Here is a 23726-nt window from a genome sequence, read left to right as displayed (position 1 = left end):
ACTGGCCCTCCGTGGCCACTAACACCAGACCTGCTGGCTCGCACGACATCTTCACGACAGCTATTGCAGGCAGCGACTACAAGCCGAGACAGGGCTTAGAGACCGGGATTCGAGACAGGCACTCGCTGGCCTTTGTCACCTGTGGCCTTTACCAGCAGGTCCTGAACGATCGCCCACTATTGCCCCACTATCGCCTCACCAACCGCCCCACCAACCGCCCCACCATCGCCCCCGCGCTACACGCAGACTCAGATGTCGCCGTGCTGGCGGCTCCGAAGGTGCCGGTCACTCCGCTTTACCGCCCACCACGTCAACCCCAGCAGCGGAGACGCAATGGCGATACCCAGCAATATCTGCTGTGCGATCGTCATAGCGAGGCCTCCCCGGCTGGCCGGTGGGTCGGCATGACAACATTGCCGGCAAGCCGCGACAGCCGCTGGGTCGCCAGCACGAATGCTGGAACACTCAAGGCAATCACGATGACGGCCGTGAGCAAGCCCTGCTGCTGCAACAACATCATCATGATGGCGGCGGCGGTCACCAGGAATGTCGCCAAGGCCGCCGCTACTTCAAGCGCCAGCTTGGTCAAGAACAACTCGCGGTACTGCAGATAGGCATCGCCTTCCAGGCAGCCGTCCTGAGGCTCGCGAGATGACCTTGCTGCACATGGCTCTGAACATGTGTCTGACCATGGCTCTGAACCTGTGTCTGACCATGACGTGACTGATGATGTCATTGTTGGGGGATAGCGCGTATCGACCCTCTGCTGCTCCTGGTATCGGCTCATTTGTTCGATTCCCCTGTCGTATCGCTGTGGGCAACCAGGCAGCACATTTGCCTGACGGGGCCTCTTGGATGGCGGTTCCTCTGTCCTGGAGGACGCTGGCACCTGGCCGGATACTGGTCAGTTTAGTCGGCGGCTGCGAAGGCTACTGTGGACATGCTTGCTAAGGAATAGAACCGGGACCAAATCACACTCTGCCCCCCATCTTGTCGTCACAAAAGGGGAGAAACGCTCACATGAATACGCAAGAAAGTAAGCATCTTCTTCGCAGTCAGTAGCTATTCACCCAGCCCTGGAGATATCGCCCCTTGCCGATCGCTGGCAGAGCAAAAAAGACCCGCCCAGCTTGGCTGGGCGGGTCTTGGTATGACGGATACCAGGCGGGAGGCTAGCGTGTCGTCAATCTATCACCAGCGGGCACATTACAGCCCTGCTGCACTCCGCAGCGCATCGGCACGATCCACCTTCTCCCACGGGAAGGCGGTGAAGGTCTCGGTGTGAGTCTTGCCCTCGGTATCGGTCCAGCTATAGCTGGCCTCGAAGGGTTCACGGCCGAAGTGGCCGTAGGCCGCTGTCAGCTGATACATGGGGTGCAGCAGGTCGAGCATGCGGGTAATCGCATTGGGGCGGAGGTCGAAGTGTTCACGCACCAGCTCGACGATACGCTCATCGTCGATACGGCCTGTACCAAAGGTATTGATGGAAACAGAGGTAGGCTCTGCCACCCCGATCGCGTAGGACACCTGAATCTCACAGCGCTCTGCCAGCCCCGCTGCCACGATGTTCTTGGCCACATAGCGGCCTGCATAGGCGGCGCTGCGGTCGACCTTGGACGGGTCCTTGCCGGAGAAGGCGCCGCCACCATGGCGCGCCATGCCACCGTAGGTGTCCACAATGATCTTGCGCCCGGTCAGTCCACAGTCTCCTACCGGACCACCAATCACGAACTTGCCGGTCGGATTGATGTGGTAGCGGGTATTGTCCGACAGCCACTCCGCCGGCAGCACATGTTCGATGATCTCGCGCTGAACCATCTGACGCAGCTGTTCCTGATCGATCTCCGGATCATGCTGGGTCGATAACACTACCGCGTCGACGGCACAGGGCTTGCCCGTATCATCGTAGCGCATGGTCAGCTGGCTCTTGGCATCTGGGCGCAACCAGGGCAGCAAGCCCTGCTTGCGCAGCTCGGCCTGACGCTCGACCAGACGATGGCTGTAATGAATCGGCGCCGGCATGTACGACTCGGTCTCGTTGGTGGCGTAACCGAACATCAGGCCCTGATCGCCAGCCCCCTGATCCTCCGGCTTGTCACGATCCACGCCTTGGGCGATCTCGACACTCTGCTTGCCGATCAGGTTCATCACCCCGCAGGTTTCCCCGTCGAAGCCTACGTCGGAGGAGGTGTAGCCAATATCCATGATCACCTTGCGCACCAGATCTTCGAGATCGACCCAAGCGGAGGTGGTGATCTCACCGGCCACGATGGCGACACCAGTCTTGACCAGCGTTTCGCAGGCCACGCGGGCATTCTTGTCCCGCGCGATGAGCGCATCGAGCACGGCATCGGAAATCTGGTCAGCAATCTTGTCCGGGTGTCCTTCGGACACGGACTCGGAGGTAAACAGGGAGTATTCGCTCATGGCGTCCTCGACCCTCTGTAGGATAATCGGCAGGCGGGCCTGGCAGGTGGAAACAGAAGCGTCCGCTGGAGCGGGCGCAATGTGCAGATTCCGCGCGGACCTGGCGGAGCAGAATTCTACACGCTCGACCGCTCTGTTCCTAGCGATCCGGCTGCCTGCGGGCCGCCGCTACGGCCAGGGTCAAGGCTGCGTGCATTTGATGGATCGCCCTTTTCCGGCGACAATATGTCCCCGACCGATCTGCGCCGCCCCTTCGCCCTCGCTGTCCGCGGGCTTGACTGGCGGCGCTCAGCCTTGACGCCGCTGCGCCGCCCACACCGGGCACGCCAACGTCAGATTGACACTTTGCCCCAGGCGAGGAGCCCTCAATGCCGTCCCGTTTCGAACTGGCCAACGCCATTCGCGCCCTTTCCATGGATGCTGTCCAGAAAGCCAACTCCGGCCACCCCGGAGCCCCGATGGGCATGGCCGATATCGCTGAGGTACTGTGGAACGACTATCTCGTCCACAACCCCGACGATCCCAAGTGGGCCGATCGCGACCGTTTCGTGTTGTCCAACGGCCACGGCTCCATGCTGCTCTACTCCCTGTTACACCTGTCCGGCTATGACCTGGGCCTGGAAGAGCTGCAGAACTTCCGTCAACTGCACGCCAAGACCGCCGGCCATCCGGAATACGGCTACGCGCCAGGCGTCGAGACCACCACTGGACCGCTTGGTCAGGGGCTGGCCAACGCGGTGGGCATGGCCATGGCGGAGCGCACGCTCGCGGCGCAATTCAACCGTCCGGGTCATGAGGTCGTCGATCATCACACCTACTGCTTCCTGGGTGACGGCTGCCTGATGGAAGGCATCTCCCACGAGGTCGCGTCCCTCGCCGGAACTCACAAGCTGGGCAAGCTGGTCGCCTTCTACGACGACAACGGTATCTCCATCGACGGCGAGGTCGAAGGCTGGTTCACCGACGATACTGCCAAGCGCTTCGAGGCCTACGGCTGGCACGTGGTGCCCAATGTCGACGGGCACAAGCCCGAGGAAATCAAGGCGGCCATCGAGATGGCCCGCGCCCAGGATGATCGTCCCAGCCTGATCATCTGCAAGACCATCATCGGTTTCGGCTCCCCGAACAAGCAGGGCAAGGAAGAGTGTCACGGCGCTGCGTTGGGCGAGGAAGAAGTCGCCGCAGCCCGCAAGCAGCTTGACTGGCCCCATGCGCCGTTCCACATCCCCGAAGAGGTGTATCAGGGCTGGGATGCCTGCGAGCGCGGCAAGCAGCACCAGGCGGACTGGCAAGCACGCTTCGAACGCTACCAGGAGGCACACCCGGAACTGGCGCGTGAATTCCTGCGGCGTCAGAAGGGCGAGCTGCCTAGCGAACTGAACAGCGAAGCACTGGTTGAGGCGGCACAGCAAAAAGGCGACACCATCGCCTCACGCAAGGCGTCCCTTGGCTGTCTGAACGAGCTTGGCCCGCAGCTGCCAGAATTGCTTGGCGGCAGCGCCGACCTGGCACCGTCCAACCTGACTTTCTGGAAGGGCGCTGAAGCCATCACCCCGGAAGCCCCCGGCGGCAACTACCTGCACTACGGGGTGCGTGAGTTCGGTATGGGCGCCATCATGAACGGCATCGCGCTGCATGGTGGTTTCGTTCCCTACGGTGCCACCTTCCTGATCTTCATGGAATATATGCGCAATGCCGTGCGCATGGCGGCGCTGATGAACCAGCAGGCGATCTTCGTCTACACCCACGACTCCATTGGCCTGGGTGAAGACGGACCGACCCACCAGCCCATCGAGCAGCTGACCAGCCTGCGCACCACCCCCAACCTGTGCACCTGGCGTCCTGCGGATGCGGTCGAGACGGCAGCAGCCTGGGCCCATGCCATCAAGCGCAGCGCCGGCCCCACTGCGCTGGTCCTGTCACGCCAGAACCTGCCCCACCAGGACCGCAGCAAGAGCCAGCTGGCCAATATCCAGCGCGGCGGCTACGTGTTGAAGGACAGTGAAGGCACCCCTGAGCTGATCCTGATCGCCACCGGTTCCGAGCTGACCCTGGCCATGCAAGCCGCCGAGTCACTCGAGGCCGACGGCAAGCAGGTGCGCGTAGTGTCGATGCCGGCCACCGATGTGTTCGACAGCCAGGACGCTGACTACCGAGAGTCGGTCCTGCCGCGAAACGTGCGTGCACGCCTGGCCATCGAGGCGGGACACCGCGACTACTGGACCAAGTATGTGGGCCTGGACGGCGACGTCATCGGCATGTCCAGCTTCGGTGAATCGGCACCTGCCGGCGATCTGTTCAAGCACTTCGGCTTCACCGTGGACAACCTGGTGGCCCGCGCCAAGGCTTTGCTCGACTAGGCCATCAGCGCTTAGCTCAGCCAGTCCGGCTACAGGTTCCACACTCAGCGTGTGGCTGCTGACAGCGCGTACTGGTGGTGAGCGAAAAATGAAAGGGGCACGGCGAACGCCGTGCCCCTTTTTATTGAACCGCACCGAGCTGACTCACGGCAGCGAGAGAGACGGGCCTGAGTCGCTGCACAGGCGCTCTGACCTAGGCCGCCTCGACCTCGATGCGGCGCGGTTGATGACTCGCCCTTCGCGGTAGTCTGATGGTCAACTGGCCATGCTCCATGTTCGCCACGATAGCATCCGTGTCGAGTTCAGGACTCAGAGTAAAACGCCGAGCGTAGCCACTGGCCTTGTACTCTGCATACAGGGAGGCCATCCCATCAGGGATAGACAGTGCCATTTCGCCCTCAATGGACAGCACCCCGTCATGTACCTCGATACTCACGCCGTCCCTGGACACCCCAGGCATATCGGCTACGAGCACGACGGCCTCCCCGTCCTCACGAATATCCACCCTTGGCATCAGGTGTTCTTTGTCGCGCGCCGGCAGCGGTGTCTGTTGTGATGCATGGGGAGAGCCACTCTGGGAAACCGGCGCAGGTTCATGGCGTGCTACGTCGTTCATCGCTATGTCCTCCTGTCGAGTCGTTTCAGTGCAAAGCGTCGACCTGGATGCGCCGCGGCTTCAGCTCCTCGCGCTTGGGCAACACGACTTCGCAGACGCCGTGACGGTGAGACGCCCGAGCGCGGTCCACATCGACTCCTTCCGGCAACGCGATGCTGCGCTTGAAGTCGCCGCTAAAGCGCTCCTGTCGGTATCGCGTCGGGGGCGCATCCGCAGGTTCTGCTGCGTCTTCGCGCCGACCACTGATCGTCAGCAGGTTGCCCTGCACACTCAGCTCCAGTGAGGCGGGGTCCATGCCGGGCACAAACAGATATACGTGCACGGCGTCATCGGTACGACCAATGTTGATGGCAGGAAAGCTATCCGCTGCCACCGAGCGAATATCCGCTGCCCCGTACGGGGTGGAAAGATGGTGAGGCGAGAACGCTCTGGAAGAGAAGGGTGACGCCTGGTCCAGCCACTGTTGCATCCAGCGGAATGGAGCATCCATTTCTGCATCGAAACGCCTGAGATCTCCAAACATGGTGAACACCTCCGACAGTAACGTTGTGACAGGGGGTTTCCCCTAAACGCTACATAGGTGTCAAAAGACGAAAATCAAGCCCTCCAAAAAAAATCCCGCCAGTCCCTGTTGGAACTGGCGGGTTCTCGAGGCGCCGCTAGAGACGCCCGTTAGGAGATCAATGTCTGCCTGACACTCTCAGTCGCCGTCAGGCGATTGTCACGTCCGGGGCGAGATAGACGTCCTGAATCGCATTAAGCAGGGCAACGCCCTCGCGCATCGGCTTCTGAAACGCCTTGCGGCCGGATATCAGCCCCATGCCCCCGGCACGCTTGTTGATGACAGCGGTGCGCACGGCCTGGGTCAGGTCCCCCTCCCCGCTCGAAGCGCCCCCGGAGTTGATCAGCCCGGCACGCCCCATGTAGGCGTTGGCCACCTGATAACGGGCCAGGTCGATGGGGTGATCGCTGGTCAACTCGCTGTAGACCTTTTCATGGGTGTTACCAAAGCCGATCTTGCGGTAGCCGTCGTTGTTCTCAGGCAGCTTCTGTTTGACGATATCCGCCTTGAGCGTTGCCGCCAGGTGGACCGCCTGGCTGGTGAGGTCTGAGGCAACGTGATAATCCGTTCCCTCATGCTTGAAGCCCGGGTTACGCAGGTAGGCCCACAGCACGGTAACCATCCCCAGCTCGTGCGCACGCTCAAAGGCGGCACTGATCTCTTCGATCTGACGACGGCTTTCGGGTGAGCCAAAGTAGATCGTCGCACCGACCGCCACGCAGCCCATGTCAAAGGCCTGGTCGACCTCAGCGAACAGCGTCTGGTCATACAGGGCGGGATAGGTCAGCGTCTCGTTATGGTTGAGCTTGAGCATCATCGGAATGCGATGAGCGTAGCGACGCGCGACCGACGACAGACCACCAAGGGTAGAGGCCACGGCATTACAGCCCCCTTCAATGGCCAATTCGACAATGTTGGCGGGATCAAAGTAGATGGGGTTGGGCGCAAAGGATGCCCCGGCGGAGTGCTCGATCCCCTGATCCACTGGCAGGATACTCAGATACCCTGTACCGCCCAGCCGGCCGTGATCGAACAGCGTCTGCATGCCCCGCAGCACCGCTGGGGTCCTATCGGAGTCCATCATGACGCGGTCGACAAAGTCGGCACCGGGCAGGTGCAGCTGCTCCTTGGCAATTCCACGACACTCGTGCGTCAACAGATCCTCTGCCTCGGCGCCCAGCCAGCTGGCAATATCACTCATCATGCATCTCCCTGTCGTGCCCGAATCCGTCGGGCGGTCGGTAAAGGTCAACGTCAACAGGGTAGCGGAAGAGCATCACGAACGAGAGCCCCCAAAGCTGACCCGGGTGTCAGTTATCGGCACAATGGCTCATTTCCATTGGCCCCAGTCAGTGACATGACGCACTTGAGGAATGATATGGCGGCGCTCAATACATCGGTTCTACGAGGTTTCCTGTGGCTTTGCCTGTTCTGGCTGGCTGGCGACCTGGCAACAGGCGTCGGACAGCTGCCACTATCCCCCGGCGTCGTAGGGTTGATGCTGATGACGGGCTTCCTGCTAGTGCGTGGCAGAATGCACGCCGACATTGCTGCGGCGGCACAACCTTTGATCATGCTGCTGGCGATGCTGATCATGCCCGGCGTGGTCGGCGTCTTCTGGGTCTTCGACCAGCTGGCCGGTTACTGGCTGGCGGTCGGCCTGGCGCTGACGCTGGGTACCCTGCTTAGCGTGGCCAGCACCTTGTGGCTGATGCAGCGCCTGCTTCCCCAAGACACGCCGTCTGCTCCCTTCAGGAATACCCCATGAGCCTGTCCATCACGGATTACCTGAGCATGCCCATGCTGGCCATCGTGCTGTCGATTGGCGCTTATCTCGCGGGTATAGCCCTGTTCAAGCGCCTGGGCTCGCCGGGATGGTGTCCCCCGGTATTGCTGGCTTCGCTGCTGCTTGCTGCCTTGCTGAAGGGGGGCTCCATCGACTACGCGGACTATCGCGAAGGAGCACAGTGGCTGATGCTCCTACTGGGCCCCGCCACCGTCGCCTTGGCCGTGCCGCTCTATCAGCAGATGCACCACGTGCGCGCGCTGTGGAAACCACTGCTGGTGTGCTTGCCCATCTCTACGGTGCTGGCCGCCTTCTATGCGCTGGCCATCGCCTGGTCGCTGGGGGCGCCACCGGAGCTTTTGGCCTCGCTGGCCCCCAAGTCCGTGACCGCCCCTATTGCCATGGGGGTGACAGAGCGCCTGGGAGGCTCCGTGTCGATCTTGATGGGGGGCCTGCTGATCACCGGCGTCGCCGCAACGGCCTGTGTCAGCTTGCTGGGCAAGGTGTTCAAGATCAGCGATCAGCGTCTGCTGGGCCTGGCGCTGGGTATCAACGGCCACGCCATCGGCACGGTGCGTGCCTTTGAACTGGGCCCCACCGCCGGCGCCTTTGCATCGCTCGGCATGACCTTGACCGGCGTACTGACGGCCTTGCTGATGCCATTGGCCTGGGAGCTGACAGGCCTTGCCGGCTGAAACGATTCACTGCCTCAGGGTACGCCACAAGCGGCCAGTAGCCGCGACGTGGGGGCCGATTTGAGATAGACTCTCGCGCCTGTGTCCATCCCACTCAGGAGAGTGTCGAGCCCCATGGCCCAGCGTATTGCCATCAATGGCTACGGTCGCATTGGCCAGTGCGTCCTGCGAGCCCTCATCGAGCGCAATGACCCTTCCCTGGAAGTGGTCGCCATCAATGAGCTATCGGGCCTCGATACCATTACCTACCTCACTCGCTACGATACGACCCATGGTCGCTTTCCTGGCAGTGTGGAAAGCCGCGATGGCCACCTGATCATCAATGGGCACCCCATCCGCGTGCTGTCAGAGGCAGAGCCCAACCGACTGCCCTGGAAAGCGCTGGATATCGACCTGGTGCTGGAGTGCTCAGGCAGCTTCAAGGACCGCGCTACCGCCGAGCGACATCTGGCTGCCGGTGCCCGGCGTCTGCTGTTCTCACAGCCCGCAGAGAGCGATGTCGACGCCACCATCGTCACCGGCATCAATGACAACGACCTGACTGCCTCCGCCAGGGTGATCTCGGCAGCATCGTGCACCACCAACTGTCTGGTGCCGATCCTGACCATTCTGGATGAAGCCTTGGGCATCGAGCACGGTGTCACGACCACCATTCACTCGGCCATGAACGACCAGCCCGTGATCGATGCCTACCACCAGACCGATCTGCGCCTGACTCGCTCGGCCATGCAGTCTATCGTGCCGGTGGATACCGGCCTGGCGCGGGGGATCAACCGCCTGATGCCGCACCTGGCAGAGCGCTTCGAGTGCCTGCATGTGCGGGTGCCGACCATCAATGTATCGGCCATGGACCTGTCGATCTGTGTGCAGCGCGATACCTCGGCCCAGGCTGTCAATCGCCTGCTGCAGGAGGCCAGCAACTCCCGGCTTGCTGGCCTGTTGGGGTACACCGAGGAGCCCATGGCGTCTATCGACTTCAACCACGATCCGCGCTCCGGTATCGTAGACGCCACCCAGACGCGGGTGGCCGGTGGTCGCCTGCTGAAGCTGCTGTGCTGGTTCGACAATGAATGGGGCTTCGCCAACCGCATGCTCGACGTGGCCACGCGCCTGAACCAGTTGCCCCGAGCGTTACCGTGATGCCTCTTCCCCTGGCCATTCTTTCCTACTCGATGTCTCTCTCAGACCGTTCAGACGAGGATCTGCCGACATGAACGTGCGCAAGATGACCGATCTCGACCTCAAGGGTCAGCGGGTGCTGATTCGTGAAGACCTCAACGTACCCGTCAAGCATGGTCAGGTGACCAGTGATGCCCGACTGCGCGCCAGTCTGCCGACGATCAAGGCCGCCCGGGATGCTGGCGCCAAGGTCCTGCTGATGAGCCACCTGGGGCGCCCCACCGAAGGTGAGCCCGCCGATGAGTTCACGCTTGCACCGGTGGCTGCCTACCTGGGCGACCTATTGGACTGTCCGGTACGACTGGTCACCGACTATCTGGACCAGGCCCCGGAACTGGAAGACGGCGACGTCGTACTGCTCGAGAACGTGCGCTTCAACAAGGGTGAGAAAAAGGACGACGATGCCCTGGCCCAGCGCTATGCGTCACTCTGCGACGTGTTCGTGATGGATGCATTCGGCACCGCCCACCGCGCCCAGGCCTCGACCCACGGCGTCGCGCGCTTTGCTCCCACTGCCTGCGCCGGCCCGCTGCTCGCCGCCGAACTCGACGCCCTGGAAAAAGCCCTGGCCACGCCCAGACGGCCGATGACGGCCATTGTCGGTGGCTCCAAGGTTTCCACCAAGCTTGAGGTGCTCAACGCCCTGTCCGAGAAGTGCGATCAACTGATCGTTGGCGGAGGCATCGCCAATACCTTCATCGCAGCGGCGGGACATAACGTCGGCAAGTCGCTGTACGAAGCCGATCTGGTGGGCAAAGCCAAGGCCTTGATGGCCAAGGTCGAGATCCCGCTGCCTACCGATGTGGTCGTGGCGACCGAGTTTTCCGACTCGGCAGAGGCGGTCACCAAGCCAGTCGACCAGGTTGCGGACAATGAAATGATTCTGGACATTGGTCCAGAGAGCGCCGCGCGCCTGGGCGATATGCTGAAAAGCGCCGGCACGATCCTGTGGAACGGCCCAGTGGGCGTGTTCGAGATCGACCAATTCGGCGGTGGCACCGAGGCCCTGTCCCACGCGATTGCCCAGAGCGACGGTTTTTCCATCGCCGGCGGTGGTGACACCCTGGCCGCCATCGACAAGTACGGCATCGCCGACCAGGTGTCCTACATCTCTACCGGTGGCGGCGCTTTCCTTGAGTATGTCGAAGGCAAGGAACTGCCCGCGGTCGCTGCCCTGGAAGCAGCGGCACGTCAGGCCACTGACGCCTAACCACCCGATTACGTCATGGGCGTGCCTGCGGCACGCCCCTTACCCCTAATAGATTCAGGTATCTCCATGGCACTCGTCAGCATGCGCCAACTGCTGGATCACGCCGCCGAACACGGCTACGGCGTCCCGGCCTTCAACGTCAACAACCTTGAGCAAGTCCGCGCCATCATGGAAGCGGCCGATGCCACCGACTCACCGGTCATCCTGCAGGCCTCCGCAGGGGCGCGTAAATACGCCGGCGCTCCCTTCCTGCGCCACCTGATCCTTGCCGCCGTTGAAGAGTTTCCGCATATCCCGGTGGTCATGCATCAGGATCACGGCACCAGTCCTGCGGTGTGCCAACGCTCCATCCAGCTCGGTTTCTCTTCCGTCATGATGGACGGCTCACTCGGCGAAGATGGCAAGACGCCTACCGACTACGCCTACAACGTCGACGTCACTCGCCGTACGGTCGATATGGCCCATGCCTGCGGCGTGTCCGTGGAAGGCGAGCTGGGTTGCCTGGGCAGCCTGGAAACCGGCATGGCCGGCGAAGAAGACGGTATCGGCGCGGAAGGCAAGCTCAGCCATGACCAACTGCTGACGGATCCGGAAGAAGCGGCTGACTTCGTCAAGTCCACCGGTGTCGATGCCCTGGCAATCGCCATCGGCACCAGCCACGGTGCCTACAAGTTCACTCGCCCGCCGACCGGCGACACGCTGTCGATCCAGCGCATCAAGGAAATCCACGAGCGTATTCCGGACACCCATCTGGTCATGCATGGCTCTTCCAGCGTGCCCCAGGAATGGCTCCAGGTCATCAACGCCCACGGCGGGGCGATTCCGGAGACCTACGGTGTACCGGTTGAGGAAATTGTCGAAGGCATCAAGCACGGTGTGCGCAAGGTCAACATCGATACCGACCTGCGTCTCGCCTCCACGGGTGCCGTGCGCCGCTTCCTGGCTGAAAACCCGGCAGAGTTCGATCCGCGCAAGTTCCTCAAGCTGACCGTGACGGCCATGAAGGATATCTGCATCGCCCGCTATGAGGCCTTCGGCACTGCCGGCAATGCCAGCAAGATCAAGCCGATCAGCCTGGACGACATGTTCGAGCGCTATGCCCGCGGAGAGCTGGACCCCAAGGTGAAGTAACACCACCACGAGCAGCCCGCTGTATCGATACGCCCTCGCCTCCCAAGGAGGCGAGGGCGTTGTAGTATCGGCTGCGGGTCAGGCGCTGATTCATCAGAGCGCAGACGGTACCTTACTGATCCGCAGCCCACAGCCATCATCCTGTGGCTTAGTCGGTAGCGTCTTCCAGGCGCCGCCTCAACGGAATGTTGCTGTCCGCTCTGTGCGTGGCGAGTGACAGGTCTGCACGAATATCCGCAATGGCGTCCAACACCGGCTCCAGCGCTGTCAGCTGGCGCGGAGCACGCAGTCGGCGCTCCAGAGACCGATAGACTTCATCGGGATCCTCACCCGGTGCATGGCTGGCGGTGAAGGGCGCCAGGGACGGACCATTGGCGGCGACAGGCTCGAACAGACGCGCATAGGGGTCTTCTCCCGACCAGGACAGACACAGCAAGTGATCCCGTGTCACCTGCACATTGAGGTCCGGCAGGCTTCGCGCCAGCCGCACCAGCGTATCGATCACATCGCCGGAGAGAAACGCCGCCAGTGCCTCGCTCTCTTTCGTACAGGCGACGAAGTAACGGGCGAAGTCACCTTCTCCCCACACCTCACCTGTACTGCCATGGTGCAGCGGGCGCCATTTCCCCTCTCGCAGGTTGCAAAGATCCACCGCCGCGACATGTTGCAGATCGCAGATCAAACCATTGCGATAGTAGGTGCGGCGGTCCTTGTCCGTACCCTCGTCATAGGCAAACCGGTAAACCCAGTACTCACCCGCAACACGCTCATCGATCGCCTTGCGACAATAGAGCAGCTCGCCATTGTCTGAGTATGTCCGCTGAAAATCGGTGATCTTGCCGCGCAGCGTCGCCAGCATGGCGCCAAGATCCACGTCCGGCTCGGCCAGGCGAAAGTCCAGCTCTGCCGCGCGCTGCACCAGCTGACGCAGAAAGGCGGCGACATTTTCGGTGGCATGGAAGTCAAACCCAAGCAGAGCCACCCCGATCACCGCCAGGGGCAACAGCCACGGCCAGGAAAGCCCCCCCGCCAGCGTAATGACAAAGCCCAACGTCCCGAGCAACAAGCACAGCAAGCCTAGCGCCGTCATGCCGGCGGAGGGTCGCGGGTTCAGAGAGATTCCCCGGTCCCGGGCACGGTCCAGCACGTCGATCAACGCCTCCCGAGACAAGGCCGCCTCGGCAGTGCGTTTTTCGCGGCGCACGAACCGGTATGCCTTCCAAAGCGGCGTCATCGTCGCGGCCCTCGTCTACTCATGTCTTTCTACTCATGTCGATAAATGATCTCGTCCACTCGGGGAAGCGCGCGGTGCCAGCCGTCTAGGTCATGACACGATCTTGACCCTACGGCGGGTGGCGCATTCGTTCAGGGCAACTCGAAGGCACGCCCTTCTTGTCGGACGCTGGAGCTCTCCGCGAGTGAAACACATCTCATCATTTCCCCTGAGACATAGCTGTGCCCAAGCGATAGACATGGCGCACTACAGCGCAGTGACTAGCGAGGGCTCTCAGGAGGGGAGGCCATTGGCTGACAGGGGCATCGACCCGGGCAAGCGCTACTGAGACAGGAAAATAAGGGCTCACCCGGAACGTCTCTGCGGACAATGCGTTATCCGCCTCCCGGGAGACTTGGGGCTGGGGCTTGGGCTTGGGCTGGGGCTTGGGCTGGGGCTTGGGCTGGGACAGCCGCCATCGCCCAAGGCTTTTGCATGCGCGGCGCGAAAGCGGTGGAGCTGGTGGGCCAGGCCCAGAGGAAGGTCACGTCATGAGGGGCACCGCCAGGCATCATGGAGGTGTCTGGCGCCCTGAGCGCCAGACACACAACCACACCCGCGAAACGTCTACTTGCCGGGTCGAGGCAGACGGTGCCGCGAGCGCCGGCGCTGAGCGAGGGCCTTGTTGCCGGCGCTGCGCCCGACTACCCGCGCTACGCCCACCAGGACTCCCGTGGCAGCGCCCCAAAGCAGCGCGTCTCGCCAGCGCACGTCGTCCCGCTCAGGATTATCCGGCGGCTCGGCATCCGCCACCTTGCGATACGTCTTCTCGGCTGCCTGTCTCGACATCAGGCTGGCCCCTACCGCGGCGACGGATCCGACAATGGACCACAGTGTCTCTTCCTTCACATTTACCTCCTTGAACGTTGACGATGCCCGCTTCACTGGCGGGCAAATCAAACGGGTACTCCTTCCCCGAATGTGAGATGTCGAACATCACGCCAAATCAGCATAGCCAAGACCGCCCCCTCCCCTCAAACCGGTCATTCATGCACCGCAATAGTGCACAATGCGCAGCGTGAGAAAACAGTGTTCAAAAATTATGGTTTTCGCCTACGAACACAGGCAGACTCCGCGGAAATCTGCAACACTGTTCGATAACGCTATTGCACGACTCGCGAGGTCGCTCCCATGCCCCGCCCTCTATGCCTTCTATTTGACTGTGACGGCACGCTGGTAGACAGCGAGCCACTACTGGCGGCAGAAATGGCCGTCAGCCTGACTGCAGCCGGCCTTCCCTTCAGGGCCGAAGATTACATGGGCGATTTTCGCGGGGCGCGGTTTCGCAATATCGTCGCGGCGCTCGAGGCTCAGCATGGCCGTGTCGACCCCGACCATTTAGAGTCTCTCGAAGCCAGCATGCGCGCCAACCTCAACCGCCGACTGGCTACCGACCTGACGCCAATTGCCGGCGCCACCGAAGCGCTGGCTGCGCTATCCCACTACTCCATGGGCGTGGTCTCGAATGGGCCTGAAAACAAGGTACGCACGTCCCTGGCTACCGTCGGCTTGACGGAGGTCTTTGGCAACCGGCTCTTCAGCGGCTACACCGCGAATTGCTGGAAGCCTGATCCCTGCCTGTATCTTCACGCGGCAAGCATCATGGGTTTCGCCGCCGAGGACTGCGTGGCCATCGACGATGCCATCGTTGGTGTCCAGGCGGCCCTAGCCGCCGGCATGACGGTGATACACCTCAATCGCTTTGCCGATGCAGAGGAGACCCCTGAGGGCGCCCACATGATCACCAGCATGTTTCAACTGCCCACCGTCATCGGCCGCCTCCAGCGCGACCGCAACCGCCACTCGATGATATCCAGCGGCTAAGAAAACACCGCATAAAGGCCTGCGACCACGATTCATTGGGTTGCGCGCTGCTCGAACTTCTCAGCTATACCGCATAGGCTTCGGATCTGCGCGGCGGTCGCCTTGGGCCGCTCGGCTGATGACTTCAGCGCTGCCCTAAGATCGCTCACTTCTGCTTTTCATGGCCCGGCTTGCTGCCGGGCCTTTTCATTGATGCGCGTCACACCCGACCTTTGTCTAAGCCCTGACGTCTTGCCCGACGCCCGCCTTGACGCCTAAGCTTTGCACCATATGGGAACGTTCCCATTTTGACCCAGAGTGGCGTGACGCCGCCGCCATGGCCACCTCTTGAACCCATATCTTCTTCGCGCCATCAACCCCGCCTGAGACTCTGCCAGAGCATGAACCAACGACAACACCGCGCCACGATTCTGGAAGTTGCCCGCGAAGCCGGGGTCTCCAAGACCAGTGTGTCCCGCTACTACAGCGGTGAGCGCGAGCGCCTGTCTACGGCCATGCAGGAGCGTATCGTGGCGGCGGCAACGGCCTTGGGCTATCAACCGAACCCCATGGCCAGAGGACTCAAAGGAGGTCCCTCAGGCTTGATCGGCATGCTGGTTGCCGATATCCACAATCCGTACTCAGTCGCCATCATGCACGGCGTGGAAAAGGCCTGCCGACAGGCCGGGCTGTCGCTCATGCTATGCAACAGCGACAACGACCTTGATCAGGAGCGCCAGCAGCTGGCGTTACTGTCCTCCTATCGTATCGAAGGGCTGGTGGTGAATGCGGCGGGCCGCCACAGCGATGCGCTCGCACAGCTGGCGGCGAGCGGAACTCCGATGGTGCTGCTGGACCGTTCGCTCAAGGGAGTCGATGTCGATGAGGTGGGCCTGGATAACGCCACCGCCATCGATATGGCCATCGACCATTTGGTCGAGCAGGGCTACACCCGCCTGCTGTTTGTGTCTGAGCCCCCAGCTCAGGCGAGCTCACGCCAGGCCCGCCTGGAGCGTTTTGAGACGCAATGTCGTGCACGCGCTGTTGATGCACAGACGCTGGCGCTCGAGCTGAAAGACCACCAGGCGCTGGACGCGGCGCTTGCCCGTCATGTGGATCACCCTCATCCGTCCTGCGCCGTTCTCTGTGCCAACGGCCAGGTCACCCTGGCCGTGGCACGACGGATGAAATACCTCGGCTACCCCCTGGGAGAGATCGGGTTGATGGGTATCGACGAGCTAGAGTGGTGCGACCTGACCGATCCCGGCATCACCACGCTGGAGCAGCCTACCGACCTGATCGGCCAGGCTGCTGTTGACTGTCTGAAGCAGCGCAGCAGCCATCAGGCGACAGCAGCGCGTCGCCACATGTTCGCCCCTACCCTTGTTCCGAGAGGATCGACCCAGCGGCCACTGGCCACCTCTTCATCACCCGAGATTTCATCATGAACCACGATACTCCCGACATTCTTTCCTTCGGCGAGGCCATGGCCCTGTTCGTTGCCGACGTGCCTGGCGATCTGGCCGACGTCGAACGCTTCTCACGCGGCTGCGCGGGGGCCGATACCAACGTCGCCATCGGCCTGTCGAGACTGGGGTTCAACGTCGGCTGGATGAGTCGTGTCGGCAACGACAGCTTTGGTCGCTATCTGCGCTCGACGCTGGAAAAAGAAGGTCTCGACTGCCGCTATCTGACCACCGACCCGGACCATGCCACTGGCCTGGTGTTCAAGGAACGCGCCGAGGGAGGCGCCGACCCGAAGGTCGAGTACCTGCGCAAGAACAGCGCCGCCAGCCAGATGTCGGTGGCGGACGCAGCCCAGATCGACATTCCATCGCTGCGGCACCTCCATGCAACCGGCATCACGCCCGCCGTATCGGCGAGTTGTCTGGAGCTATCGCGCCATCTACTGGGCCAGGCCCGCCAGCATGGGGTCAGCGTATCGTTCGACCCCAATCTCCGCCCCACCCTGTGGGCCAGCGAGCAGCAGATGCGCACCACCCTCAATGAGCTTGCCGCCCATGCCAATTGGGTCTTGCCGGGCCTTGCCGAGGGCAGGTTGTTGACCGGCCAAGACACGGCCCATGACATCGCAGGCTTCTACCTGGACCAGGGTGCTGAGGCGGTGGTGATCAAGCTGGGGCCTGAAGGCAGTTTCTACCGCGGCCGTCTCACAGGTCACGATGAGGCTTTCACCGTACCCGGCGTGCCGGTTGCCAAGGTGGTGGATACAGTCGGTGCTGGCGACGGCTTCGCGGTAGGTTTCATCAGCGCCATGCTGGACGGCCTGGACCCCCGTGAGGCGCTCAAGCGCGCCAACCTGATCGGTGCCGCGCAGGTGCAAGTCCTGGGCGACATGGAAGGCTTGCCGAGTCGTGCTCGGCTGGGCCAGCTGGAAGCCGCGCTGCCTGCCTGAGCCGTGGCGTTGCCGCCTGGGACATCCTCGCGGCAACACCCCCACTGGCAGCCACGACAGTAACAACAACCGCGACAACGACAAGAGAGTCCCCCATGACCCGACGTATTCTGGTGTTTCGCGAGATCAGCGCCGATCAGCTCGACAGCCTTCGCGCTGACTTCGAGGTCGACTACCTGCCTCACGTGACCGATGCCGATGACCCTGCATTCATGGACGCCCTGTCACGGGCCCACGGACTGGTCGGCGCCAGCCTCAAGATCACTCCAGCCCTGCTCGATCAGGCCCCGCAGCTCGAGGCCATCGCCAGTATCTCGGTGGGCTATGACAATTACCCTGTCGATGAGCTGACCCGTCGCGGCATCTTGCTGTGTAACACGCCGGATGTGCTGACCGAGACCACCGCCGACACCGGCTTCTTGTTGATCATGAGTACCGCCCGGCGCGCCATCGAGCTGGCCGAGCTGATCAAACAAGGCAAGTGGACAGAAAGTATCGGCAAATCTCACTTCGGTACCGACGTGCACGGCAAGACCTTAGGCATGGTCGGCATGGGGCGTATCGGTGCCGCCATCGCCCGTCGCGGTGCGCTGGGCTTCGGCATGAAGATTCTCTACGCCAAGGCCTCCCCCAAGCCGGCACTGGACGCAGAACTTGGTGCACAGCACCGAGAGCTCGATCAATTGCTGGAAGAAGCGGACATCGTCTGTGTCACGGTGCCACTGACCGAAGAAACGGAAAAGCTGATCGGCGCCGCCGAGTTCGCCCGCATGAAGGCCGGAGCGATCTTCGTCAACGTGGCCCGGGGCAAGGTGGTCGATGAAGCCGCCATGATTGCAGCGCTCAAGGACGGCACCCTGCATGCAGCCGGTCTCGACGTATTCGAGAAGGAACCCTTGCCCGCCGACTCTCCGTTGCCGCACATGGCCAACGTGGTGGCGCTGCCCCACATTGGCTCCGCCACTCACGAAACCCGCACGGCCATGGCACAGCGCGCTATCGACAATATTCGCCTGGCGCTCAGCGGCCAACGCCCACTGAGTCCGGTCAATGCAGACGATCTGAACGACGGATAGACGCCGGGCGACAGCTTCGGCAGGTCTCCCGACTCACTGGCTCCACCGGTTCCACCCCAGATACACACCACAATAAATGAGGTAATCATGACACACGCCCTCGCCCCCTCCCGCCGCACTACCCTGACTCGCCTCGGCCAGACCCTGCTGGCCGGCGCCACGCTGGTCGCAGGACTGAGTCTTACTGCCCCGGTTCACGCCTACGACCTGCGCTTTGGCCATGGCGGCACGGAAGACACCGCCTATCACCTGGGCGCCACCCGGTTCAAGGAACTGCTGGAAGAGCAGGACGTCGATCTTGGCGTCCAGATCATGGGAAATTCCGTGCTTGGCCACGAGACCGAGATGTTTGAACAGCTGATGGCTGGCGCCCTGGATATGTCCATCGTCAACCCCGGCTTGATCACCGACTTCTCTGACACGGCCAATGTCTTCTCCATTCCCTTCCTGTATCGCGATCAGGAGCACTGGCAGACCGTCCTGGACGGCGACGTGGGCCGGGAAATCGCCGACCAGATCACCGCCGAAACCGGCGTGAAAGTGCTGGCGTTCTTTGGTGGCGGCAAGCGCCAGATCGTCTCCAGCCGGCCGCTGGAAAGTCTCGACGATCTCGATGGCATGAAACTGCGCACCAATCCTACCAAGCCCCTTATCACCGCCTGGTCGGCGCTGGGGACAGACCCGACCGTCATGGCATGGAAAGAGATCTACACCGGTCTGCAACTGGGTGCCATCGATGGCCTGCTCAATGAAGCCGAGTGGATCCACCGCATGCGCTTCCACGAGGTAGCGCCCCATATCGGACTGTCCGAGCATGACATCACCGTGCGCTTGCTGACCATGTCGGAACTGACCTGGGACCGGCTGGACGATGCCCAGCAGGAAGCGGTCATGGCAGCCGCCAGCCAGGCCGCCAGCTACGCCCGCGGCGTGCAGCTCGAACAAGATGCCGAAGCACTCGAGCTGCTGGTGGAAGAAGGGGCCACCCTGCATGAGCTCGACCGCGAGCAGATGCAGCAGATCGTACGTGAACCGCTCGCCGAAGTGATTGACGAAATGGGGCTGAGCGAGCTCCACCAGATGATCGTCAACGCCGAGTAATGATCCTTCAAGCACCGGGGCCTGCCCCGGTGCCCACCGTCTCAAGAGGATGAAGCCATGAGGCTCTTCCTGGATCTTCTTGCGCGCATCAATCGCGCCCTGGAGAAACTGCTGCACTGGGTATTGCTGGCCCTGCTGTTCGGCTTTATCGCCCTGATCATCTATCAAATCGTCAGCCGCAACCTGCCCTTGCTGCCTCGCCTGTACTGGACAGAAGAGTTCAGCCGGTTTGCGTTCCAGTGGATGATCATGCTCGGCACCGCCATTGGCGTGCTGCATGCGGATCACTTCGTGCTGGAAGCCTTTCCGCGAGGTTCCCGCGCCGATCGACTGACCCGCTGGATACGTGATCTTGCCTGTCTTGCCGTCGGCACGATCTTCGTCGTGCACGGCCAGGAGTTCGCCCTCTCGGGTCTTCGTCGCAGCGCCACGGCCTCCGGCATGTCGATGATCTTCGTCTACGCCACCTTCATGGTCTGCGGCGTGTTCATCATGTTGTTCGCCATCGAACGTCTGCTCCGTGCCGCACTCGACGGCCTCGATACCATGGAAGCTGCCATGAACACTCCGGATCCCGTACAGGAATCCATCGATGCGCAGCAAGGTCACCAGGTGACCTTGGAGACGCCCTCTCAGGACGCTAGTGACGGGAGGCCCTCATGATCTCCATGGATGCACTCTTTATCCTGCCGTGGCTGCTGTTCGGCCTGCTTGGCGTGCTGATTGTGGTGGGCGTGCCGATTGCCATGGCGCTGGTACTGACGGCGGTCGGCATGGTGATACTCGACCCCCGCCTGACCTACTGGGTCATGTTCCAGCGCATGTACAACGGCATGGACTCCTTCGTGTTGCTCGCCGTGCCGCTGTTTCTGCTGGCTGGCAATCTGATGAACGCTGCGCGTATCACGGATCGCCTGATCACCCTGTGCATGCGCCTGGTGGGTCATGTCAAAGGCGCCCTGGCCCACGTCAATGTCATGGTCAGCATGCTGTTTGCCGGCGTATCGGGTTCGTCTACTGCCGATAGCGCAGGCGTCGGCACCGTGCTGATTCCAGCCATGCAGCGAGAGGGCTACCCCACTCACTTTGCCGTTGCCGTGACGGCAGCATCATCGGTGATGGGCATCATCATTCCCCCGTCGATCAACATGATCGTCTGGGGAGCGCTGACCAACACCTCCATTGCGGGTCTGTTTCTCGGTGGTATCTTGCCAGGGGTGATGATCGGCATCGCACAGCTGCTGATGAACGTCGGCTATGTGCGACGCTACCAGGTACCCGTGCGTCCCCGCGCCAGCTGGCGACAACTGGCCAGTTCCGGCAAGGACGGGCTGCTGGCTGCCGGCATACCGGTAGTCATCATTGGCGGCATCACGCTGGGTATCGTCACCCCGACAGAGGCCGCCGTGATCGCCGTGCTGTACGCCCTGGCCCTGGGCTTCATCGTCTATCGGGAGCTGAGCTTCCGCCAAGTACTGGATGCGTCCACCGACACGGTACGGCTGTGCTCGCTGTCGCTCTTCAGCCTCGTCGGCGCGGCCATCTTCGGCTACCTGATCAGCTTCTACCAGATACCTCCCAAGCTGATGCAAGGCGTCAACATCACCGACCCGATCACCTTGCTCATCATCATGACGGTGGTCATGCTGGTCATCGGTACCTTCATGGATTCACTGCCGGCAATGGCCATCATGGCACCGATCTTCCAGCCCCTGGCCATGCAGGCGGGCGTTCATCCCGTGCAGTTCGGCGTCATCGCCGTCATGGCCCTCGGCCTAGGGCTGATCACTCCCCCCTATGGACTGTGCTTGATGATATCCGCCAAGATCGGGGGAATTCCCCTGCTCAAGGCGCTTGGCACGACCATGCTGTACCTGTCGATCATGCTGGCGGTCATTTTGCTGCTGATTGTCTTCCCCGACATCGTGCTGACCATACCCCGTCTGATTGCACCGGATTTTGTCTGACCATCCTGGTGGCGACCGTCGACGCGGTCGCCGCTCCATCAATGAGGAACCCATGTCCCAGACTCAGCCGCCCCTTTGCCTGCTGTTCGATTCCGACGGCACCCTGGTAGACAGCGAGCCGTTGCTGGCGCGTGCCATGGCCGACACCTTTCCGCCCTTTGGCCTGCCGTTTTCCGCCGAACAGTACATGGAGGAATTTCGCGGCGTCCGCTTTCTCGACATCGTGCAGGAGCTGGAAAGACGTTTCGGCTCGCTGGCTGACGACCAGCGTCAGATCATGGAAGATCGCCTGCGCGCCAACATGGCCGAGCGCATGCAGCAGGAACTCGTGCCGATAGCGGGTATCCCGCAGGCGCTGGACGCCCTGGCCGACCACCCCAAGGCGGTAGCCTCCAACGGCCCTATCGCCAAGATTCGACTGGCTATGGAAACCACCGGACTGGCCCCGCACTTCGGCGATCACCTCTTCAGCGCTTACGAGCTGGGTGTATGGAAACCGGACCCGGGACTCTACCTAGCCGCTGCTGAGGCCATGGGCGTATCCCCCGAGCACTGCGTCGTCATCGATGATGCCGCCGTCGGTGTCGAAGCAGGCCTCAAGGCGGGAATGCAGGTGATTCACATCAACCACTTCCCGGAGGAAGAAGACACCCCGGAAGGGGCGGTGGGCATCACCCATGCAGACCAGCTGGTCGACACCATCGAGCGCCTCGCCGCCAAGGCCACGATGTAAGTCACCGCGGGGCGGCTCCCCTCGCCATACATCCGTATTGGCTTGATGAGAGGAGCCTTGCCTCTATGCGCGATTGGCCACAACGGCTCCAAAACCAGACCCGGTAGCTATACTAAAGTCCCCCGTAGAAACCCGGCATCCGGGGATTGCCGCGCTGCACAAGGCTCCCTATGCTGACGGGACAGCCCCTACAAGTCAGGAGACACTCCATGCAAGAAGTGGTGATCGTTGCTGCACGTCGTACCGCCGTTGGTTCCTTCGGAGGCTCGCTCGCCGGCATTCCCGCCAGCGACCTGGGAGCCGCCGTGATCAAGGACGTGATAGCGCAGACCGGCATCAAGCCGGAAGAGGTCGACGAAGTTCTGTTGGGGCAAGTACTCACCGCGGGAGTAGGCCAGAATCCAGCACGCCAAGCCTCGATCAAGGCAGGCCTGCCCGACGCCGTACCTGCCATGACCATCAACAAGGTCTGCGGTTCCGGCCTCAAGGCGCTGCACCTGGGTGCTCAGGCGATCATGCTGGGCGACGCCGAGGTGATCATCGCCGGTGGCCAGGAGAACATGTCTCTGGCACCCCACGTGCTGCCAAATTCGCGCACCGGCCAGCGCATGGGCGACTGGAAAGCGGTCGACTCCATGGTCAATGACGGCCTGTGGGATGCCTTCAACAACTACCACATGGGCATCACCGCCGAAAACCTGGCAGAAAAATACGGTATCACTCGCGAAGACATGGATGAGTTTGCCGCTGCCTCTCAGCAGAAGGCGGCCGCAGCCATAAAGGAAGGCCGCTTCAAGGGTCAGATCGTTCCTATCGAGATCCCGCAGCGCAAGGGTGACCCGGTCGTCTTTGACACCGACGAAAACCCGCGCGAGGTCACCGCGGAAAAGCTCGGTGGCATGCGCCCCGCCTTCAAGAAAGATGGCACCGTGACCGCTGGCAATGCGTCCTCCATCAACGATGGCGCCGCCGTCGTCATGCTGTGTTCCGCTGCCAAGGCAGAAGCTCTCGGATTGACGCCGCTGGCCCGTATCAAGGCCTACGCCAACGCTGGCGTTGACCCCGCCATCATGGGCATCGGGCCGGCACCGGCCACTCGCCGCTGCCTGGAAAAGGCCGGCTGGACCCATGAAGAGCTGGATCTTATCGAGTCCAATGAAGCCTTCGCCGCCCAGTCACTTTCCGTCAACAAGGAACTGGGCTGGGACACCTCCAAGATCAACGTCAACGGTGGCGCTATCGCTATCGGTCACCCGATCGGAGCCTCCGGCTGCCGTATCCTGGTCAGCCTGGTCCACGAGATGATCGCCCGTGACGCCAAGAAAGGCCTGGCCACCCTGTGTATCGGCGGTGGTCAGGGCGTGGCGCTCGCCATCGAGCGCTGATCGATA

The 23726-nt window shown here is 62.1% G+C and carries 23 protein-coding genes; 15 read left to right on the top strand and 8 right to left on the bottom strand.

Annotated elements, in window-relative coordinates:
• Positions 1 to 248: 248 nt before the first annotated feature.
• The 3 genes from KUV86_RS19975 to metK form a co-directional block, all read right to left on the bottom strand.
• The gene (locus KUV86_RS19975) at positions 249 to 371 is read right to left on the bottom strand and encodes a hypothetical protein (protein WP_261315831.1); all 123 of its coding nucleotides are present in this window, start codon (positions 369 to 371) and stop codon (positions 249 to 251) included.
• On the bottom strand, positions 368 to 589 hold the full coding sequence (locus tag KUV86_RS08750; RefSeq protein ID WP_206942530.1) for a hypothetical protein: 222 nt from the start codon (positions 587 to 589) through the stop codon (positions 368 to 370). The genes KUV86_RS19975 and KUV86_RS08750 overlap by 4 nt, the downstream gene beginning before the upstream one ends.
• 617 nt (positions 590 to 1206) lie before the next feature.
• Positions 1207 to 2427: a methionine adenosyltransferase gene (metK, locus tag KUV86_RS08745; RefSeq protein ID WP_206942528.1), complete on the bottom strand. Its 1221-nt coding sequence runs from the start codon at positions 2425 to 2427 to the stop codon at positions 1207 to 1209.
• A gap of 368 nt (positions 2428 to 2795) precedes the next feature.
• On the opposite strand from metK, the gene tkt reads away from it, so the two are divergent.
• Complete coding sequence (gene tkt, locus KUV86_RS08740; protein WP_206942526.1) at positions 2796 to 4787, top strand: transketolase; 1992 nt, start codon at positions 2796 to 2798, stop codon at positions 4785 to 4787.
• 193 nt (positions 4788 to 4980) lie between these two features.
• Here tkt and KUV86_RS08735 read toward each other — a convergent pair whose 3' ends face one another.
• From KUV86_RS08735 to KUV86_RS08725, 3 genes are all read right to left on the bottom strand, one after another.
• Entirely contained in the window at positions 4981 to 5403 is a 423-nt protein-coding gene (locus KUV86_RS08735; RefSeq protein WP_222162130.1) for an Hsp20/alpha crystallin family protein, read from the bottom strand.
• 25 nt (positions 5404 to 5428) lie between these two features.
• On the bottom strand, positions 5429 to 5926 hold the full coding sequence (locus KUV86_RS08730; protein ID WP_222162131.1) for an Hsp20/alpha crystallin family protein: 498 nt from the start codon (positions 5924 to 5926) through the stop codon (positions 5429 to 5431).
• A gap of 187 nt (positions 5927 to 6113) precedes the next feature.
• Positions 6114 to 7166, bottom strand: coding sequence for a class I fructose-bisphosphate aldolase (locus KUV86_RS08725; protein ID WP_206942525.1), 1053 nt, complete (start codon positions 7164 to 7166; stop codon positions 6114 to 6116).
• A 177-nt stretch (positions 7167 to 7343) separates the two neighbouring features.
• Here KUV86_RS08725 and KUV86_RS08720 point away from each other — a divergent pair, with 177 nt between their 5' ends.
• The 5 genes from KUV86_RS08720 to fba all read left to right on the top strand — a co-directional run bounded on the left by KUV86_RS08720 (position 7344) and on the right by fba (position 11966).
• Complete coding sequence (locus KUV86_RS08720) at positions 7344 to 7733, top strand: CidA/LrgA family protein (RefSeq protein ID WP_222484448.1); 390 nt, start codon at positions 7344 to 7346, stop codon at positions 7731 to 7733.
• Entirely contained in the window at positions 7730 to 8446 is a 717-nt protein-coding gene (locus KUV86_RS08715) for an LrgB family protein (protein WP_222484447.1), read from the top strand. The genes KUV86_RS08720 and KUV86_RS08715 overlap by 4 nt, the downstream gene beginning before the upstream one ends.
• A gap of 114 nt (positions 8447 to 8560) precedes the next feature.
• Positions 8561 to 9586, top strand: coding sequence for a type I glyceraldehyde-3-phosphate dehydrogenase (locus tag KUV86_RS08710; RefSeq protein WP_222484446.1), 1026 nt, complete (start codon positions 8561 to 8563; stop codon positions 9584 to 9586).
• Positions 9587 to 9656: 70 nt separating this feature from the next.
• Positions 9657 to 10835, top strand: a complete 1179-nt coding sequence (locus tag KUV86_RS08705) for a phosphoglycerate kinase (protein ID WP_206942517.1) — start codon at positions 9657 to 9659, stop codon at positions 10833 to 10835.
• A gap of 66 nt (positions 10836 to 10901) precedes the next feature.
• On the top strand, positions 10902 to 11966 hold the full coding sequence (gene fba / locus KUV86_RS08700; protein WP_206942515.1) for a class II fructose-bisphosphate aldolase: 1065 nt from the start codon (positions 10902 to 10904) through the stop codon (positions 11964 to 11966).
• 148 nt (positions 11967 to 12114) lie between these two features.
• Here fba and KUV86_RS08695 read toward each other — a convergent pair whose 3' ends face one another.
• Both KUV86_RS08695 and KUV86_RS08690 read right to left on the bottom strand, forming a co-directional pair.
• Positions 12115 to 13200 (bottom strand): hypothetical protein, encoded by a 1086-nt coding sequence (locus KUV86_RS08695; protein WP_222484445.1) that lies wholly within the window; start codon positions 13198 to 13200, stop codon positions 12115 to 12117.
• Between the two features lie 606 nt (positions 13201 to 13806).
• Positions 13807 to 14088, bottom strand: a complete 282-nt coding sequence (locus KUV86_RS08690; protein WP_222162134.1) for a DUF4235 domain-containing protein — start codon at positions 14086 to 14088, stop codon at positions 13807 to 13809.
• A 282-nt stretch (positions 14089 to 14370) separates the two neighbouring features.
• Here KUV86_RS08690 and KUV86_RS08685 point away from each other — a divergent pair, with 282 nt between their 5' ends.
• The 9 genes from KUV86_RS08685 to KUV86_RS08645 all read left to right on the top strand — a co-directional run bounded on the left by KUV86_RS08685 (position 14371) and on the right by KUV86_RS08645 (position 23720).
• Positions 14371 to 15063 (top strand): HAD family hydrolase, encoded by a 693-nt coding sequence (locus KUV86_RS08685; RefSeq protein ID WP_222162135.1) that lies wholly within the window; start codon positions 14371 to 14373, stop codon positions 15061 to 15063.
• Positions 15064 to 15443: 380 nt separating this feature from the next.
• Positions 15444 to 16490: a LacI family DNA-binding transcriptional regulator gene (locus KUV86_RS08680; protein ID WP_222484444.1), complete on the top strand. Its 1047-nt coding sequence runs from the start codon at positions 15444 to 15446 to the stop codon at positions 16488 to 16490.
• Positions 16487 to 17458 carry a sugar kinase gene (locus tag KUV86_RS08675; protein ID WP_222484442.1) on the top strand — a complete coding sequence of 324 codons (972 nt, stop codon included), beginning with the start codon at positions 16487 to 16489 and terminating at the stop codon, positions 17456 to 17458. Before KUV86_RS08680 ends, KUV86_RS08675 begins: the two co-directional genes overlap by 4 nt.
• A 95-nt stretch (positions 17459 to 17553) precedes the next feature.
• Positions 17554 to 18534, top strand: a complete 981-nt coding sequence (locus tag KUV86_RS08670; protein ID WP_222484441.1) for a 2-hydroxyacid dehydrogenase — start codon at positions 17554 to 17556, stop codon at positions 18532 to 18534.
• An 87-nt stretch (positions 18535 to 18621) separates the two neighbouring features.
• The gene (locus KUV86_RS08665; protein WP_222484439.1) at positions 18622 to 19635 is read left to right on the top strand and encodes a TRAP transporter substrate-binding protein; all 1014 of its coding nucleotides are present in this window, start codon (positions 18622 to 18624) and stop codon (positions 19633 to 19635) included.
• 57 nt (positions 19636 to 19692) lie between these two features.
• The gene (locus tag KUV86_RS08660; RefSeq protein ID WP_222484437.1) at positions 19693 to 20298 is read left to right on the top strand and encodes a TRAP transporter small permease; all 606 of its coding nucleotides are present in this window, start codon (positions 19693 to 19695) and stop codon (positions 20296 to 20298) included.
• Positions 20295 to 21602 (top strand): TRAP transporter large permease, encoded by a 1308-nt coding sequence (locus tag KUV86_RS08655; protein ID WP_206942504.1) that lies wholly within the window; start codon positions 20295 to 20297, stop codon positions 21600 to 21602. Before KUV86_RS08660 ends, KUV86_RS08655 begins: the two co-directional genes overlap by 4 nt.
• Before the next feature lie 52 nt (positions 21603 to 21654).
• On the top strand, positions 21655 to 22335 hold the full coding sequence (locus KUV86_RS08650) for an HAD family hydrolase (protein WP_222484435.1): 681 nt from the start codon (positions 21655 to 21657) through the stop codon (positions 22333 to 22335).
• Between the two features lie 209 nt (positions 22336 to 22544).
• Positions 22545 to 23720: an acetyl-CoA C-acetyltransferase gene (locus KUV86_RS08645; RefSeq protein WP_206942501.1), complete on the top strand. Its 1176-nt coding sequence runs from the start codon at positions 22545 to 22547 to the stop codon at positions 23718 to 23720.
• The last annotated feature ends 6 nt before the right edge of the window (positions 23721 to 23726 follow it).

The sequence above is a fragment of the Halomonas sp. DP8Y7-3 genome, assembly GCF_019801675.1.
Taxonomy (GTDB): domain Bacteria; phylum Pseudomonadota; class Gammaproteobacteria; order Pseudomonadales; family Halomonadaceae; genus Halomonas; species Halomonas litopenaei_A.
This window is presented reverse-complemented; position numbering and strand designations above follow the sequence as displayed.